This is a genomic window from Ruminococcus sp. 1001136sp1, from assembly GCF_039841815.1.
Classification (GTDB): domain Bacteria; phylum Bacillota; class Clostridia; order Lachnospirales; family Lachnospiraceae; genus Blautia_A; species Blautia_A faecis.
The window spans coordinates 66,148-81,442 of the sequence record NZ_JBDPGY010000015.1; the positions used below are offsets into that span (position 1 = coordinate 66,148).

General features: G+C 42.5%; 14 protein-coding genes and 1 tRNA gene. 14 read left to right on the forward strand and 1 reads right to left on the reverse strand.

Going from position 1 to position 15,295, the window contains the following annotated elements; genetic code table 11:
• Window positions 1-267 precede the first annotated feature (267 nt).
• A tRNA-Gly gene (locus ABHC48_RS14165) sits at window positions 268-340 on the reverse strand.
• Window positions 341-583: 243 nt separating this feature from the next.
• Between ABHC48_RS14165 and ABHC48_RS14170 the strand changes: the two genes are divergently transcribed.
• From ABHC48_RS14170 to ABHC48_RS14235, 14 genes are all read left to right on the forward strand, one after another.
• Window positions 584-1,504 (forward strand): 3D domain-containing protein, encoded by a 921-nt coding sequence (locus tag ABHC48_RS14170; protein WP_347505720.1) that lies wholly within the window; start codon window positions 584-586, stop codon window positions 1,502-1,504.
• Window positions 1,505-1,677: 173 nt separating this feature from the next.
• A complete protein-coding gene (locus tag ABHC48_RS14175; protein WP_118579145.1) occupies window positions 1,678-2,376 on the forward strand; it encodes a CpsD/CapB family tyrosine-protein kinase in 699 nt (232 codons plus the stop codon).
• Between the two features lie 52 nt (window positions 2,377-2,428).
• The gene (locus ABHC48_RS14180; RefSeq protein WP_173716439.1) at window positions 2,429-3,160 is read left to right on the forward strand and encodes a CpsB/CapC family capsule biosynthesis tyrosine phosphatase; all 732 of its coding nucleotides are present in this window, start codon (window positions 2,429-2,431) and stop codon (window positions 3,158-3,160) included.
• An 81-nt stretch (window positions 3,161-3,241) separates the two neighbouring features.
• Window positions 3,242-3,976 (forward strand): Wzz/FepE/Etk N-terminal domain-containing protein, encoded by a 735-nt coding sequence (locus ABHC48_RS14185; protein WP_118579139.1) that lies wholly within the window; start codon window positions 3,242-3,244, stop codon window positions 3,974-3,976.
• Window positions 3,977-4,003: 27 nt separating this feature from the next.
• Window positions 4,004-4,759: an immunoglobulin-like domain-containing protein gene (locus tag ABHC48_RS14190; protein WP_347505721.1), complete on the forward strand. Its 756-nt coding sequence runs from the start codon at window positions 4,004-4,006 to the stop codon at window positions 4,757-4,759.
• Between the two features lie 107 nt (window positions 4,760-4,866).
• Window positions 4,867-5,784, forward strand: a complete 918-nt coding sequence (locus ABHC48_RS14195) for an LCP family protein (RefSeq protein ID WP_178090676.1) — start codon at window positions 4,867-4,869, stop codon at window positions 5,782-5,784.
• A 176-nt stretch (window positions 5,785-5,960) separates the two neighbouring features.
• Window positions 5,961-6,524: a phosphatase PAP2 family protein gene (locus ABHC48_RS14200; protein WP_118579130.1), complete on the forward strand. Its 564-nt coding sequence runs from the start codon at window positions 5,961-5,963 to the stop codon at window positions 6,522-6,524.
• A 16-nt stretch (window positions 6,525-6,540) separates the two neighbouring features.
• Window positions 6,541-7,698, forward strand: coding sequence for a 23S rRNA (uracil(1939)-C(5))-methyltransferase RlmD (gene rlmD, locus ABHC48_RS14205; protein ID WP_148462769.1), 1,158 nt, complete (start codon window positions 6,541-6,543; stop codon window positions 7,696-7,698).
• Between the two features lie 87 nt (window positions 7,699-7,785).
• The gene (locus tag ABHC48_RS14210) at window positions 7,786-8,130 is read left to right on the forward strand and encodes a DUF1622 domain-containing protein (RefSeq protein WP_173718265.1); all 345 of its coding nucleotides are present in this window, start codon (window positions 7,786-7,788) and stop codon (window positions 8,128-8,130) included.
• Window positions 8,131-8,210: 80 nt separating this feature from the next.
• Window positions 8,211-8,891 carry a tRNA (N6-threonylcarbamoyladenosine(37)-N6)-methyltransferase TrmO gene (gene tsaA, locus ABHC48_RS14215; RefSeq protein WP_148462800.1) on the forward strand — a complete coding sequence of 227 codons (681 nt, stop codon included), beginning with the start codon at window positions 8,211-8,213 and terminating at the stop codon, window positions 8,889-8,891.
• Window positions 8,892-8,964: 73 nt separating this feature from the next.
• Window positions 8,965-10,284 (forward strand): aspartate kinase, encoded by a 1,320-nt coding sequence (locus ABHC48_RS14220; RefSeq protein ID WP_226815274.1) that lies wholly within the window; start codon window positions 8,965-8,967, stop codon window positions 10,282-10,284.
• Window positions 10,285-10,631: 347 nt separating this feature from the next.
• Window positions 10,632-11,981 (forward strand): putative DNA modification/repair radical SAM protein, encoded by a 1,350-nt coding sequence (locus ABHC48_RS14225; RefSeq protein ID WP_173716447.1) that lies wholly within the window; start codon window positions 10,632-10,634, stop codon window positions 11,979-11,981.
• A complete protein-coding gene (locus ABHC48_RS14230; protein WP_347088824.1) occupies window positions 11,978-12,757 on the forward strand; it encodes a TIGR03915 family putative DNA repair protein in 780 nt (259 codons plus the stop codon). The genes ABHC48_RS14225 and ABHC48_RS14230 overlap by 4 nt, the downstream gene beginning before the upstream one ends.
• An 89-nt stretch (window positions 12,758-12,846) precedes the next feature.
• A complete protein-coding gene (locus ABHC48_RS14235) occupies window positions 12,847-15,216 on the forward strand; it encodes an ATP-dependent DNA helicase (protein ID WP_347505724.1) in 2,370 nt (789 codons plus the stop codon).
• Window positions 15,217-15,295: the final 79 nt, after the last annotated feature.

The following is a 15,295-nucleotide window of genomic DNA, read 5'->3' on the forward strand; positions in this document are numbered from 1 at the left end:
GATTCTGGACAGAATAATAAAATGAAGTAATAAAAGGTCTTGTACAAAGTGCAAAGAACTGAAAACTCTTATTGAAAGATGAGTCAATAGAGAATCTTCAGATAGAAAAGCAAATTGTACAAGGCTTTTTTGTTTAAAATAAGATGTCCTTTATAAATTATTTCCGAAAGAATAAGCGGGATTTTCTTATGAAGTATACAAGAGACAGTGACCGCTTTGTAAGGCGGATTCAGACACAAAAAAGCTCCGACTAAATCGGAGCCTCAGAGCGATAGACGGGGCTCGAACCCGCGGTCTCGACCTTGGCAAGGTCGCGCGTTACCAACTACGCCACTATCGCATTTATTGCTGTCAACTGTTTTCCTCAGCGACAAAACATATAATACAGTATAAAATCTATTTTGTCAAATGTTTTTTTGAAAAAAATGAAATAATGTTTTTTTTAATGAAAAAATAAAAAAGCTACAATAATAAATGTGAAAAATTTCTAAAAAGCCTGATGGGATTTGAAATAAGAAAATAGCTGTGCTATGATAAACAAAGAGTAGAGGGGAAAATTGAACAGATCAGGAGATATAAATTCATGAAAAAAAGATTTCTGGTTATGGCAGTATGTGTTTCTGCATGTATGCCTGTTTCTGCGCTTGGAGCGGAAATAGCCGGTCCGGCCATTTCAGGTACAGCACAGGAAAATACTGATAATAAAGAAGAAACAGTTTCAGAAGAAGCTATCGAAAAAAAGGATTCCGGGAAAATCGAGGACGAGATTACGGAAGTCCAGGATACTGTCACAGTAGCGGCAGATACAGATGTATTAGATTATCCTGGCAGAAAAGAGGGTTCTGTGATCGGTGAAGTGCTGGAAGAAGATGAAATCAGCCGTACAGGTACTATTGATGATATCTGGAGCAGGATTCTATTTGAGGATGATAATGGAGAAGAACAGGTGGGATATATCCCAACCTCTGTTTTGGAGGAGTATGAAGATAAGGATCAGGTAGCTTCAGATGCAACCTCAGATGGAACTGTAGAAGCAGGAATTATACATAAAAGTACAGGAGAGGGCGTATTTGCAGAAGCAGTAGAAGGTGTTACCCAGACAGGGGGAAATGCAGGTGTTCTTGAAGGACAGCCGATTATGGTTTCCGCAGACAGCAGCCTTCGTCCACTTGGTGTTTTCCATATTACCCATTACTGCCAGTGCAGCATTTGCTGCGGTCCGTGGGCAAACGGAATCACATCCACAGGTGTGACAGCTACCACGAACCGTACTATTGCAGTAGATCCAACTGTAATTCCTTACGGTTCTAAAGTAGTTATCAATGGACAGGTCTATGTGGCAGAAGACTGCGGCGGCGCCATTAAGAACAACCGCATTGATATTTATATGGGAAGCCATGCGGAAGCATTGAACAGCGGTGTATTTGATGTAGAAGTTTATCTTTTGGAAGAGGGATCATCCGTTCAGGGTATAGAAGGGATTCAGGAAGGGAATCAAGAATAATATGAAAATTTTGTGAAAAATTGTGCATATTTAGTTCGAAAATGTACTAGCCAATGCGGTACTTCTAGTGTATAATATTTAGGCAGACACTGCCATGACGTGAATTATGGGAAATTAGAAGGAAAATATGGCAGATTTACAGGATAACAAATAGATAAGGTGAAAACGAAATTATGGTAAAAGTAAAAATTAGCGACTGGAAAGCTGATTCATCCATGGATGAGGCTTATAAGGCACTTCGTACAAACATTCAATTTTGCGGTGCCGACAAAAAGGTGATTGCATTTACAAGCTGTACCCCGAATGAAGGAAAGAGTAATGTAACTTTCCATCTTGCAGCTTCCCTGGCAGAGAGTGGTAAATCTGTACTTTTGATTGATGCAGACCTTCGTAAATCCGTACTTATGGGACGTGTACAGGTTGAGGAAGAAGTGAAGGGACTGACCCACTACCTGTCCAAGCAGGCGAAACTGCAGGACGTTATCTGCGCAACCAATCTTCCCAAGTTTCACATTATTTTTTCCGGTGTTGTACCGCCGAACCCGGCAGAGCTTTTAGGAAGCAGACAGTTTAAAGACATGATCCGTGTTGTAAGAGATGTATATGATTACATTATCATAGATACACCGCCTCTTGGACGAGTAATCGACTGTGCAGTTGTGGCGGATTCCTGCGATGGAACTGTCATTGTAATTGAATCCGGTAGTATCAGCTACCATTTTGTACAGGAGATCAAGGGGCAGCTGGAGAAGACCAACTGTCCGATCATCGGTGCAATTTTGAACAAGGTAGATACTAAGGAATATGGTAAATACGGTAAGTATGGTAAATATGGCAAATATGGCAAGTACGGAGAATACGGAAAATATTGATCCGTCATTATTCGAGATTGCTATATGAAGAGATTGGAAATGGGCGAAGCGAATGAAAGGTATTTATGATATTCACTGTCATATTGTTCCGGGAGTTGATGATGGAGCGAAGGATCTCAAAACATCTGTACGCATGCTCCAGAAGGAATATGATGATGGTGTCCGCAACATTATTGCCACTCCGCATTTTCGATATGATATGTTTGAGCCGTCTCTGGAACAGGTTAAGAAGCAGTTCCTTCGTGTGAGGAAGGCTGCCGCTGAGATTGGAGAAGACGGTATTCAGATGTATCTGGGCTGCGAGCTTCATTCCAGTATGGATATGACAGACTGTCTGAAAAAAGGGGAAAGACTTACCATGTCAGGTTCCCGTTATGTGTTAACGGAGTTTCGGACTTCAGACGAAAAGTCCTATATCAGGGAACGGGTGCAGGCATTGATCCGGAAAGGGTATTATCCTATTATCGCACATGTAGAACGCTATCATTCGGTAGTAAAAAACGGTCTGGATTTTATTGATGAACTCAGGGATATGGGTGCCTATATTCAGATGAATGCGGACAGTATTATTGGTGAGGATGGCTTTATGATCAAGCGTTTCTGCAAGAAAGTAATTAAAGAAGAAATGTTGGATTTTGTGGGGTCTGACGGTCATGATCTGGCCAGACGAACGCCTCACATTGGCAAATGTTACGACAAAATTGAAAAAATGATGGGTACGGATTACGCGGATATGATTTTTATCAGCAATCCGGAGTGCATTATAAATAACGAGAGATTTTGACTTTTATATATGGGATGTCGTTGGAAACGATGTATCTGTTTAGAAAAAGTAAAGAAAATTACAGGGTAACGGAGAAGAAGAATGGAAAATCAGGTTACAAATAATAACGATGAAATTGAAATCGATTTAGGTGAGATTTTTCACCTGATTCTTAGCAGGCTGGGAGTGATTATTCTTTCCGGTATCATTCTGGGTGTGATTTCCATTATCGGAACAATGCTTTTTATCACTCCACAGTATGAATCTACCACGAAGATCATGGTGCTGAATAAACAGGACAGCAATACACTGACCAGTGCTGATATGCAGACCAGTACACAGCTGACTAAGGACTATGCGGAACTTATTAAGAGCCGTACAGTTCTTGAAGGTGTAATTGCACAGCTGAATCTTAATATTACCTATCAGCAGCTGCTTGGCAAACTGACGGTAGATACTTCTACAGACAGCCGTATTGTAACGATCATAGTATCTGATGAAGATCCATATACAGCAAGCGAGATGGCCAATGCTATCCGTGATATGGCAGCAGAGCACATTCAGTCAGTTATGGATATTGAGGCGGTTAACGTAGTTGACAGCGCAAACATCCCAAGTGAAAAAGCCAGCCCAAGCCTTGCGAAGAATGGTGTGATCGGTGGACTTTTAGGTGTTATCATTGCAATGGCGATTGTGATCATCATTTATCTTACAAATGATACGATCAAGGTTGAGGAAGATGTAGAGCGTTATCTTGGACTTTCTGTTCTGGGAAGCATTCCATATTCAGAGAAAGAAAGCAGATCCAAGAAACAGAAATCAAGAAAACGTCGCTGATGAAATTGAGTATAAGGAGCTGCAGATATGCGTAAATGGTTGATTGTTTTAATGGCGGCAGTGGCAATAGGAGCGACCGGAATCCTGGGATGGCTGTATATGAGGCAGGATCGCAAGGGACCGGAAATTACCATTGCAGAGAGCAAGAAAAACAGCTACACTTCGGATATGACAACGGAAGATCTTCTGGAAGGAGTAAAAGCTGTTGACAAGAGAGATGGAGATGTTTCAGCCAGCCTGACAGTTGAGAATGTTTATCCAAATGAAAAAGGGGATGAAGTCACAGTTGTTTATGTTGCAAAGGATAACAGTAACAATGTAACAAAGGTAACTTATCATATGACTTCCGAGGGAAATCTTATGGGATTTACTTCAGAAACCAAAACTTCTTCTGACAATACAGATACAGATGCAGAAACGGATGAAGCCCTGCAGGATGAAAATGAGACTGATTCAGAAGATGAAGAAGAACCAGAAATGACAGAAGAAGAAAAAGCGCAGGAAAGGGAAGAAGAAAAGATTGACCAGCTGAACCCTCAGGATCCGCGTTTTTATCTGAATACTTACTACGTTGAAATTGCCAAGGGAACACAGATTGACAGACTGAGTTATGTCAAAGACATTCAGGATGATAAAGATTCAACAAGTGATCTATACCGTAAAATTCAGATCACTGGAGCTGTTGATGTGAATACTCCGGGTACTTATGAACTGACTTATTATGTTGTTGACTCCAATGGCAATGCTTCAAACGGAGCTGTTCTGACAATTGTAGTAAAATAATGATTACTGTGAACGGAGTGAACATTAATCAATAGCGACTGCTGGTTATGAAAGAACCGGCAGAAAGATTCCTTTTTGACCATGCACATGTACATAGGAGCAAATATATGAGATCTACCATATGGAAGAAGACCCTTATCTGCCTTGGCGCGGTGCTGTTTCTGGAAAGCCCGGCTGTGAGTACGGCGTTTGCATATACAGTAAAGGCAGAGAATACGGATGCTGAAGCGGCCACCAGCAATATCAAGAGTATTTTGCTGATCGGACAGGACAAAAGAGAGGGAGAGTCCCGTCAGCGTTCCGATTCCATGATTCTTGCTACATTGGACAAGGATCAGGGTACTGTAAGCCTGACCTCTTTTATGAGAGATCTTTATGTTGCCATTCCTGGATATTCGACTACTCGTATTAATGCGGCTTACGCATATGGAGGAATGGATCTTTTGGACCAGACTCTGGAAGAAAATTTCGGAGTAAAGATAGATGGAAATGTGGAAGTGGATTTTGAAGTTTTCCAGGTTCTGGTTGACAAGGTTGGAGGAATAGATCTGGAGTTGACTCAGGCGGAAGCAGATTATATCTGCGGACGAGATCAGAGTGTTCTTTACCCTCAGCCTCTTCGAAGCGACTGGAATCTTCAGGAAGGAATGAACCATCTGGATGGAGAACAGGCACTTATCCATGCACGCAACCGTTCTATTGGAAATTCCGATTATCGGAGAACAGAGCGGCAGCAGGAAGTACTTATGGCTGCTTTTGCCAAGATAAAAGATCTGGGAGTTTTTGATATTGCAGGTCTGGTTAAGGATGTTCTTCCAATGGTTACTACGGATCTTTCTTTGTGGGATATAACCGGATATGCCATGGATGTGATGAACATCGGTACAGATGAAATTGCATCATACCGGATTCCGGAGGATGGAGCCTACACACCTCAGACGATTGACGGCATGCAGGTTCTGGTTCCTGATCTTGAGCAGAATCGGCAATATCTTCAGCAGATCCTGTATCACGCAGGTGAATAAGAATTAAAAAGAATTAAGACGGTTCGCACCACACGAACCGTCTTTTACGCTATAATAACGAAATAAAAGCAGCTGTTGAGTTCCTTTGCAGTTACACACTGTCTGCTGAACCATTATAAAAATAAATTATAGAAATATATAGACAGCAATCAGAATTGAAAGCGGGTGGAGGATAAGTGGAATTGCTTGAATGGATACATAATATTGATGCACAGATTCTGCTTTTTATACAGCAGTATTTAAGAAGTGATCTGTTTACCTGGCTGTGGAAGGGAATTACCTTTCTAGGAGACGGAGGCTGGTTCTGGATTGTTTTGGGGCTGCTCTTTCTTTTTCCAAAGAAGACAAGAAAGGCAGGTGTAACCGCACTTCTGGCACTGGCTATAGGGGCAGTGGTTACGAATTTATGCCTTAAGGATCTGGTAGCGCGTATAAGACCTTATGATTCTGTGGAGGGACTTGTGCCTCTGGTTGCCAGGCTGAAGGACTATTCTTTTCCATCAGGTCATACCTGCGCATCTTTTGCCTGTGCAGGCGTATATTATAAAGCCTTTCCTGGAAAATGGGGAAAAGCAGCCATGGTCCTGGCAGTACTGATCGCTTTGTCCCGATTGTACGTGGGAGTACACTATCCTACAGATGTGCTGGCTGGAGCCCTTGTAGGCACTTTTAGTGCGTTGGCGGCGCTGAAGCTAGAGCACGCTCTAGTCAGATATTATGAAGAACGAAAAGCCAAATAAAGATAAGGGAGAATTTATGGAAGAGAAAAAAACACAGACAGTCTGTCCATACGCAAAAAAGTGCGGTGGGTGCCAGTATCAGGGTGTGCCTTATTCCGCACAGCTTAAAAAGAAACAAAATCAGGTACAGGGGCTTTTGAAGAAGTTTGGGAATGTGAAGCCGGTAATTGGAATGAAAGATCCTTATTTTTACCGGAATAAAGTTCATGCTGTATTTGACCGTGACCGGAAGGGAAATATTATTTCTGGAATTTATGAGGCTGGTACCCACAGAGTGGTTTCTATTGAACAGTGTCTGATTGAGGATAAGAAGAGTCAGGAAATCATCCGTACCATTCGGGGAATGCTGAAGTCTTTTAAGATCAAAACATATGATGAGGATACCGGATATGGACTTCTGCGCCATGTACTGGTGCGTCGTGGCTTTTCTACAGGTGAGGTAATGGTAGTACTGGTGGTCGCCTCTCCTATTTTTCCATCCAAGAATAACTTTGTGAAGGCATTAAGAAAAGTTCATCCAGAGATCAGTACTGTGGTATTAAATATTAATGACAAAAATACAAGCATGGTTCTTGGCGAGCGGGAAATCGTACTTTATGGTAAGGGATTTATCCGTGATACCCTTTGTGGAAAATCCTTCCGTATTTCACCGAAATCCTTCTATCAGGTAAATCCAGTGCAGACCGAACTTCTTTATGGTAAAGCTGTGGAATTTGCAGGACTGACAGGGAAAGAAAAAGTCATTGATGCATATTGTGGAATTGGTACCATCGGTCTGGTAGCTTCTGGTAAGGCAAGAGAAGTGGTCGGAGTGGAACTGAATAAAGATGCAGTCAGGGATGCAAGGATCAATGCAAGAGAGAATAAGGTGGTAAACATATCTTTCCGCCAGGGTGATGCCGGTGAATTTATGGAGGCAATGGCAGAAGCTGGTGAAAAGGCAGATGTGGTATTTATGGATCCTCCCCGCTCAGGCAGCAGCGAGAAATTCCTGAATTCCGTAATAAAACTCTCTCCGAAGAAAATTGTTTACATTTCCTGTAACCCGGAAACACTTGCAAGAGACCTTAATTTCCTTACGAGAAAAAACTATATAGTTAAAGAAATCCAGCCTGTGGAAATGTTCTGTTTTACAGATCACACAGAAGTGGTGACCTGGCTGGAGCAAAAATAAGAAACTGTTGCTGTTTACAGGCTGTGCAGCGATGAAAATACATTCTGCAAGAAAAGGTATCCTGTCAGCAGGAAAAAGGAGGTACCTATGATGACGACCATAACTGGAATTATGGAGTGGGTTCTGGAGAATATTGCTGGTTTCGCCATTGTAATTTTTGAGTTTATTGGAGTTGCCATTATTATCTGGAGTGGAATTACTGGATTTATCAAGTGGCTGAAACATGCCGGAGATACTGGTGTCTATCTGGCGAGGGGACTTGCTATGGGACTGGAATTTAAAATGGGAAGTGAGATTCTTCGTACTGTAGTGGTACGTGAGTGGAAAGAAATCGGAATTGTAGCCGGAATTATTGCTCTTCGAGCAGCCCTTACGTTCCTGCTTCACTGGGAAATCAAGGAGGAAGAAAAAAGCGGCGGACATGAGGAATAGAGGTTCGCTGTTTATAGATGATATCTGCGGGTTTATAGGAGCACACATAAAGATTGATAAAGGTATAATAAACAATGGAAATGAAAGTAATTGCTCATATCAGAAGTGATTTTCCAACGAAATTTGGAATTCCCCATCAGAGCGGCAGAATACAGGAACTAAAGGCGGATATTATTTTTGAACCGGAATATCGGAACCATGAGGCATTTCGAGGGCTGGAAGAGTATACCCATATCTGGCTGATCTGGGAATTTTCACAGGCTGTCCGCAAGGAGTGGTCTCCTACAGTGCGTCCTCCAAGACTTGGGGGAAACGTCAGAATGGGCGTTTTTGCTACAAGGTCTCCTTTTCGTCCAAATCCCATAGGACTTTCCAGTGTAAGGCTGGAGAGCGTAGAGTTTTCTGAAAAGTATGGACCGGTGCTTCATGTATCAGGAGCGGATCTTATGGACGGAACACCTATTTATGATATAAAGCCCTATCTGGCTTACGTGGACAGCCATCCGGAAGCAGCGGGCGGATTTACCGACCAGATTCAGGATCATAAGCTGAAAGTAGAGTTTCCGGAAAAGCTTTTGAAGAAGATTCCAGAGGAAAAAAGAGAAGCACTTCTGGCTGTCCTTGCAAACGATCCAAGACCTGGGTATCAGAAAGACCCTGAAAGAAAATACGGAATGTCTTTTGGATCCTGGGATATTCATTTTAAAGTAGATGGAGAACAGCTGCAGGTATTGGAGGTATTTAACACTTTCACGAATTAAATCGAAAAAACCCTTGCAAAAAGTCGAATTTTTTCATAAAATGGAGAAAAAGTTTTTGAGGAGCATAAGGATTATGAGAAAAGTTGTAAAGTTTGGCGGAAGCTCCCTTGCAAATGCGGAGCAGTTTGAAAAAGTCGGAGATATTATCAGAAGTGAAGAGAGCAGACGTTTTGTTGTTCCTTCTGCACCAGGTAAGAGATTTGACGGGGACACGAAGGTAACAGATCTTCTTTACAGCTGTTATGACGCAGCTGCAAATGGCGGTGATTTTGAAAAGGTTTTAGAAGAAATCAAATCTCGTTATTATGAGATTATTAAAGGGCTTGGCCTTGCTCTTTCCATGGAAGAGGATTTCCAGTTGATCAAAGAGAATTTTAAAGCACAGATTGGCAGGGATTACGCCGCTTCCCGTGGAGAATATCTGAACGGCAAAGTGATGGCTGCTTATCTTGGTTATGAATTTGTGGATGCAGCAGAAGTAATCCGTTTTGATAAAAACGGAAATCTGGATTCAGAGAAGACAGACAAACTTTTGAACAAGCGTCTTTCCAAATGTGAGAATGCAGTTGTGCCGGGTTTTTATGGTGCAAAGGACGATGGAACTGTGACTACTTTTTCCAGAGGTGGTTCTGATGTGACTGGTTCTCTGGTTGCCAGGGCAATTAAGGCTGATATGTATGAAAACTGGACTGATGTATCCGGTTTCCTTGTAACAGACCCGAGAATTGTAAAGAATCCGGCTGTGATTGAGACCATCACATACCGTGAACTTCGTGAGCTTTCCTATATGGGAGCTACTGTTCTTCATGAAGATGCTATTTTCCCTGTAAGAAAAGAGGGAATTCCGATTAATATCCGCAACACCAACCGTCCGGAGGATAAGGGAACTTTTATTGTGGAGAGTACCTGCCGCAAGCCGAAATATACTATAACCGGTATTGCAGGAAAGAAGGGATTCTGTTCTATCAACATTGAGAAGTCCATGATGAACAGTGAAATCGGATTTGGCAGAAAAGTGCTTCAGGTATTTGAAGACCAGGGAATCAGTTTTGAGCATGTTCCATCTGGTATCGATACCATGACAGTATATGTTCACCAGGATGAGTTTGAAGAAAAGGAGCAGCAGGTAATTGCGGGAATCCATCGCCTGGTTCAGCCGGATTTTGTGGAAATGGAATCTGACCTTGCCCTGATCGCAGTTGTAGGACGTGGAATGAAATCCACCCGCGGTACAGCCGGAAGAATTTTCTCTGCCCTCGCACATGCAAATGTAAACGTTAAGATGATTGACCAGGGTTCCAGTGAGCTGAATATTATTATCGGTGTGGAAAACCGTGATTTTGAAAATGCAGTGAAAGCAATTTATGATATTTTTGTGCTGACACAGATTTGAAATTGAGTGGATAGGTCACCTGTCGGCAGCATTCACATATATGAAAATCTGCTCATACGTTCAGAACGTCTGGTATTCATGAATTCGCTGATGTAAGCATGTACCATTTCTGGCTGTCGTCCGGGAGCTTTAATAGTAAAAGAATGAGATAAGAGCCGTAAATCAAAGGTAGTGTTAGAATTAATCTTTGATTTATGGCTCTTTTTGTATAGAAAAAATTTCGTGCCGTTTTATGATATTGACAAAACAGAACATATGTTCTAAAATGAAACAAGAACAAACGTTCTGAAATTGAGAATAATAAAGAATGCGAAACACAGATTACATAAAAGGAGCTTTGTTACGGGATGATTATTCAGGAATCAATGACATTGAAGCGGAAGCTGGAGATTTTATCGGATGCCGCGAAATATGATGTGGCTTGCACATCCAGTGGTGTGGATCGAAAGGGAGATGGAAAGGGCATGGGAAACAGCATTGCTGCCGGAATCTGTCATAGTTTTGCTCAGGATGGCAGATGTATCAGTCTTTTGAAGATCCTTTATACAAATGAATGTGTATTTGACTGTAAATACTGTATAAACAGAGCCTCCAATGATGTGGTGCGTACCAGTTTTACCCCAGAAGAAGTGTGTCGTCTGACTATGGAATTTTATAGGAGGAACTATATTGAAGGGCTGTTTTTAAGTTCCGGAGTAAAGGAAAGTCCAGACAGGACTATGGAAGAACTGCTTTGTACAGTAAATCTTCTTCGTAATAAATATCATTTTCAGGGATATATTCATTTGAAAGCCATTCCAGGTGCTGCTCCTGAACTGATCGCCAGGGCGGGGTATCTGGCAGATCGCATGAGCGTGAACCTGGAACTTCCTACTGCAGACGGGCTTAGGAAACTGGCACCGCATAAGAGCAGGCAAACCATTCTGCGCCCTATGAAGCAGATTCAGCAGCAGCGAGATCAGAATAAAGAGGAATTGGTTCTGTACCGTCATGCCCCTAAGTTTGTACCAGCCGGTCAAAGTACCCAGATGATTATTGGAGCTATGGGGGAGAGCGATTATCAGATCGTGTCAGTAGCAGAATCTTTGTATAAGAACTTTGCATTAAAAAGAGTTTTTTATTCGGCTTTTGTCGCCGTAAATGAAGATAAGGATCTGCCCATGTCCTTATCAGGTCCGCCTCTTTTGCGGGAACACCGGCTTTATCAGGCAGACTGGCTTATGCGGTTTTATGGTTTTCGGGCTTCAGAACTGCTTTCAGAGAAGCATCCGGATTTTAACCTTCTTCTGGATCCCAAGGCAGACTGGGCAGTGTCACATCTGGAGTTTTTTCCGGTAGAGATCAACCAGGCAGATTATTATGAACTTCTTCGTGTACCGGGAATCGGTTATACCTCTGCCAGAAGAATCATTGGGGCCAGGAGAACCCATTCCCTGGAATTTGCAGATTTGAAGAGGATTGGTGTGGTTCTGAAGCGTGCCTTATATTTTATCACCTGTAATGGCCGCATGATGTACAATACCAGGTTGGAGGAATCTTATATTACCCGTAATCTTCTGGATGAAGAGAACTGCCGGAAGCATGAGAATGAAGCTGCATTTCAGCAATTATCCCTCTTTGGAGATGAGATGGGGAGCAGAAGACTGTATACAGAAAATACAAAGAATCATGTGGACAGAAAGGTGGGAGCTATATGAATCAAGAGAAAAGAATCCTGGTATGTGAGGACTCTATGGAGGGGATTTTTTCTGCTGTCTATGATGGATGGAAAGAGTGTGCAGGCGGCTGTAAAGTGAGCATTCAGACCAGTTTTCCTGTAAGCATGGAATTGTTCACTTCTTATCGGGAGATTGCTACAGATCAGAGTAAGGCTGGTAAGGTTATGAGGACGATTCTTATGAGACTGGGAAGCGAGGTTTACGAACAGATCTGTCTGGCGGCAGCTTCAGCAGATGAAGACAGGGGAACTGCCATTTATTATGTGCTGCACCGGGCTTTTGGGGGAGGCAGATGCGAAAAACGTGTAATGGAGGCACTGGCAGATCCATATGTATCCAGGGTTGCGAAACTGGCACTCTGTGTGAAGCGGGAATATCACCATTATTTTGGGTTTGTCCGTTTCAGGGAGATTGGCGGAAGGTTTCTGTTGGCAAAGATCCAGCCGGGGAATGATATCCTGTCTCTTATGGCTCTTCATTTTTCCAATCGCTTTCCCAATGAGAACTGGGTAATCTATGATGAAAAGAGGCAGAAGGCGTTGTGCCATGAGAAAGGGAAGGAGTGCGTCATGAGAAAAGAAGTGCATATACAGGTGCCAGGGAGCGCCGTAGGGGATATGGGAAAGTACGAGGAACTGTGGCAGACATTTTGTGATAGCATATCCATTGAAGCAAGGAGGAATGAGAAACTTCAGAAGCAGATGCTTGCTTTGCATTTTCGGAGTAATATGCCGGAGTTTTCTGTGAAAGGATAGGCCGATAAGTAAAATTCGTGTTATAATGCTTACAGATAAGGTATCTTTGTTTGGAAGGCAGCAGACCAGTAAAAGGCGGTAAATTGGAAATGGACAATCCGGTAACACGAATATCAGTAAGAAATCTTGTGGAGTTTATATTGCAAAGCGGTGATCTTGATAACCGAAGAGGTACTATAGACAAAGATGCTATGTTAAAGGGCAGCAGACTGCATCGGAAGCTTCAGAAACAAATGGGCGGAGACTACAGAGCAGAGGTTGCTTTGCGGATGAATTGCAGCTATGAGGATCTGGACATTCGGTTAGAAGGTCGTGCAGATGGAATTTTTACAGAAGATGAAGTTGTCTGGATCGATGAGATTAAAGGAATATATGGAAATGTGGAACAGATGGAAGAGCCTGTGAAGGTTCATAAGGCTCAGGCTATGTGTTATGGCTATATTTACGGTGTTCAGGAAGGCTTGTCGAAGATTGGAATCCAGATGACATATGCCAACCTGGAGACAGAAGTGGTGAAAAGGTTCCGGGAGGTGATCTCCATAGAGGAACTGAAAGAATGGTACCAGAAACTTCTGGATGAATATCATAAATGGCTCAGTTATCAGAAAAAATGGAAGGAAGAGAGAAAGCATTCTCTTCAGAGCCTGGAATTTCCATTTTCCTACAGAGAAGGTCAGAGAAAGATGGTGAGCAGTGTTTACCATACAATTGGAGCCAGTCGTCAGATTTTTATTCAGGCACCTACCGGCGTAGGAAAAACCATGTCTACCATTTTTCCGGCAGTTCGCGCTGTTGGCGAAGGGAAAGGGGAGACGATCTTTTATCTTACAGCCAAGACTATTACAAGAACAGTGGCTCAGGAAGCTTTTGAGGTGCTGCGGGAAAAGGGAATGAAATACAAAGTGGTGACCATTACAGCCAAGGAGAAGCTGTGTTTTATGGACGAAACCAAATGTGATCCGGTACATTGTCCTTACGCCAGGGGACATTTCGACAGGGTCAATGACGCTGTCTATGAGCTGTGGACGACGAAGAGCAGATATGACAGGGAGACTATCCGGGAGCAGGCAGAGAAATGGCAGGTATGTCCTTTTGAAATGTGTCTGGATCTGTCTGTGTGGGTGGATGCTGTAATTTGTGATTATAATTATGTGTTTGACCCTACGGTTCATTTGAAACGTTTTTTCGGGGAAGGTGCAGGTGGAGATTATATCTTTCTCATTGATGAAGCTCATAATCTGGCAGAACGGGGAAGAGAGATGTACAGCGCTTCTATTTGCAGGGAAGATGCTGTTCGGGTTCGAAAAGTTATGAAAGAAAGAGCACCCCGGCTTTACCGCTCCCTTGGAAAGCTGGATAAACAGTTGAAAGAACTACAGGTGGACTGTGGAAATTACCTCGTTCTCCCAGGCACGGGTTCCATAACTATGACGATTTTAAAGGTTCAGGGAGAATTTGATGCTTTTCTGGAAGCACATAAGGATGTGGAACTGGAAGATGAAGTAAGGAAGTTTTATTTTGATATTCGTAATTTCCTGAATATTGCAGAACTGATAGATGAGAACTATGTAGTTTATGCTGAGAATGGAGAAGATGGTCTGTTTCGCCTGAAACTGTTCTGTGTAAATCCGGCAGTGAACCTGGGGGAATATCTGAAGAAAGGCCGCAGTGCCGTATTCTTTTCTGCCACATTGCTGCCCATGAACTACTACAGGAAATTGCTCAGCAACAGGCAGGACGATTATGGAATCTACGTGGAATCACCGTTTTCACAGAAGAACCGCTGTATTTTAAATGCCGGCGATGTAAGTTCCTTATATAGTCGCAGGGGATATGAGGAATATCATAAAATTGCGGAATATATAGCAAAGACTGTATGGCAGCGCAAGGGAAATTATATGGTATTTTTTCCTTCTTACAAAATGTTGGAAGAGGTTTATGCAGTCTACGAAGAAGAATTTTCTGTAAACTGGGTGAAGTGTATCTGTCAGAACAGCTCTATGAAGGAACAGGAAAGAGAAGAGTTTCTTCAGGAATTTGAACAGAATCAGGAATCACTGGTAGCTTTTTGCATTATGGGTGGTATTTTTTCAGAGGGAATTGATCTGCTGGGAGAAAAACTGATTGGAGCCATTTTAGTGGGAACCGGATTGCCCCAGTTGGGAAATGAGAGGGAAATTCTTCGTTCTTTTTACACAGAAAATGGGGAAAATGGATTTGATTACGCCTATAGGTATCCTGGCATGAATAAGGTTCTGCAGGCTGCTGGAAGAGTAATCCGCACAAGGGAGGATCATGGTGTTATTCTCCTTTTGGATGAACGGTTCCGGCAGAGAGAATACAGCAATCTTTTTCCGGTGGAGTGGAATGACAGGAAAACGTGTACATTGTCAAATGTGGAAGCACAGCTGCAAAAATTTTGGGAGAGTATTCCGGACAAAATCTCTCACAAATTGTGACGTATATTTTGCAGAAAGCCTTCTTCAAACTCATTACAGAGTCTGTAAAAATATCATGGCAAACAAAGAGGTTGCATAC

Coding starts and splice junctions, on each gene's coding strand:
- ABHC48_RS14170 (WP_347505720.1), top strand. CDS start 584: ATGAAAAAAAGATTTCTGGTTATGGCAGTATGTGTTTCTGCATGTATG.
- ABHC48_RS14175 (WP_118579145.1), top strand. CDS start 1,678: ATGGTAAAAGTAAAAATTAGCGACTGGAAAGCTGATTCATCCATGGAT.
- ABHC48_RS14180 (WP_173716439.1), top strand. CDS start 2,429: ATGAAAGGTATTTATGATATTCACTGTCATATTGTTCCGGGAGTTGAT.
- ABHC48_RS14185 (WP_118579139.1), top strand. CDS start 3,242: ATGGAAAATCAGGTTACAAATAATAACGATGAAATTGAAATCGATTTA.
- ABHC48_RS14190 (WP_347505721.1), top strand. CDS start 4,004: ATGCGTAAATGGTTGATTGTTTTAATGGCGGCAGTGGCAATAGGAGCG.
- ABHC48_RS14195 (WP_178090676.1), top strand. CDS start 4,867: ATGAGATCTACCATATGGAAGAAGACCCTTATCTGCCTTGGCGCGGTG.
- rlmD (WP_148462769.1), top strand. CDS start 6,541: ATGGAAGAGAAAAAAACACAGACAGTCTGTCCATACGCAAAAAAGTGC.
- ABHC48_RS14210 (WP_173718265.1), top strand. CDS start 7,786: ATGATGACGACCATAACTGGAATTATGGAGTGGGTTCTGGAGAATATT.
- tsaA (WP_148462800.1), top strand. CDS start 8,211: ATGAAAGTAATTGCTCATATCAGAAGTGATTTTCCAACGAAATTTGGA.
- ABHC48_RS14220 (WP_226815274.1), top strand. CDS start 8,965: ATGAGAAAAGTTGTAAAGTTTGGCGGAAGCTCCCTTGCAAATGCGGAG.
- ABHC48_RS14225 (WP_173716447.1), top strand. CDS start 10,632: ATGATTATTCAGGAATCAATGACATTGAAGCGGAAGCTGGAGATTTTA.
- ABHC48_RS14230 (WP_347088824.1), top strand. CDS start 11,978: ATGAATCAAGAGAAAAGAATCCTGGTATGTGAGGACTCTATGGAGGGG.
- ABHC48_RS14235 (WP_347505724.1), top strand. CDS start 12,847: ATGGACAATCCGGTAACACGAATATCAGTAAGAAATCTTGTGGAGTTT.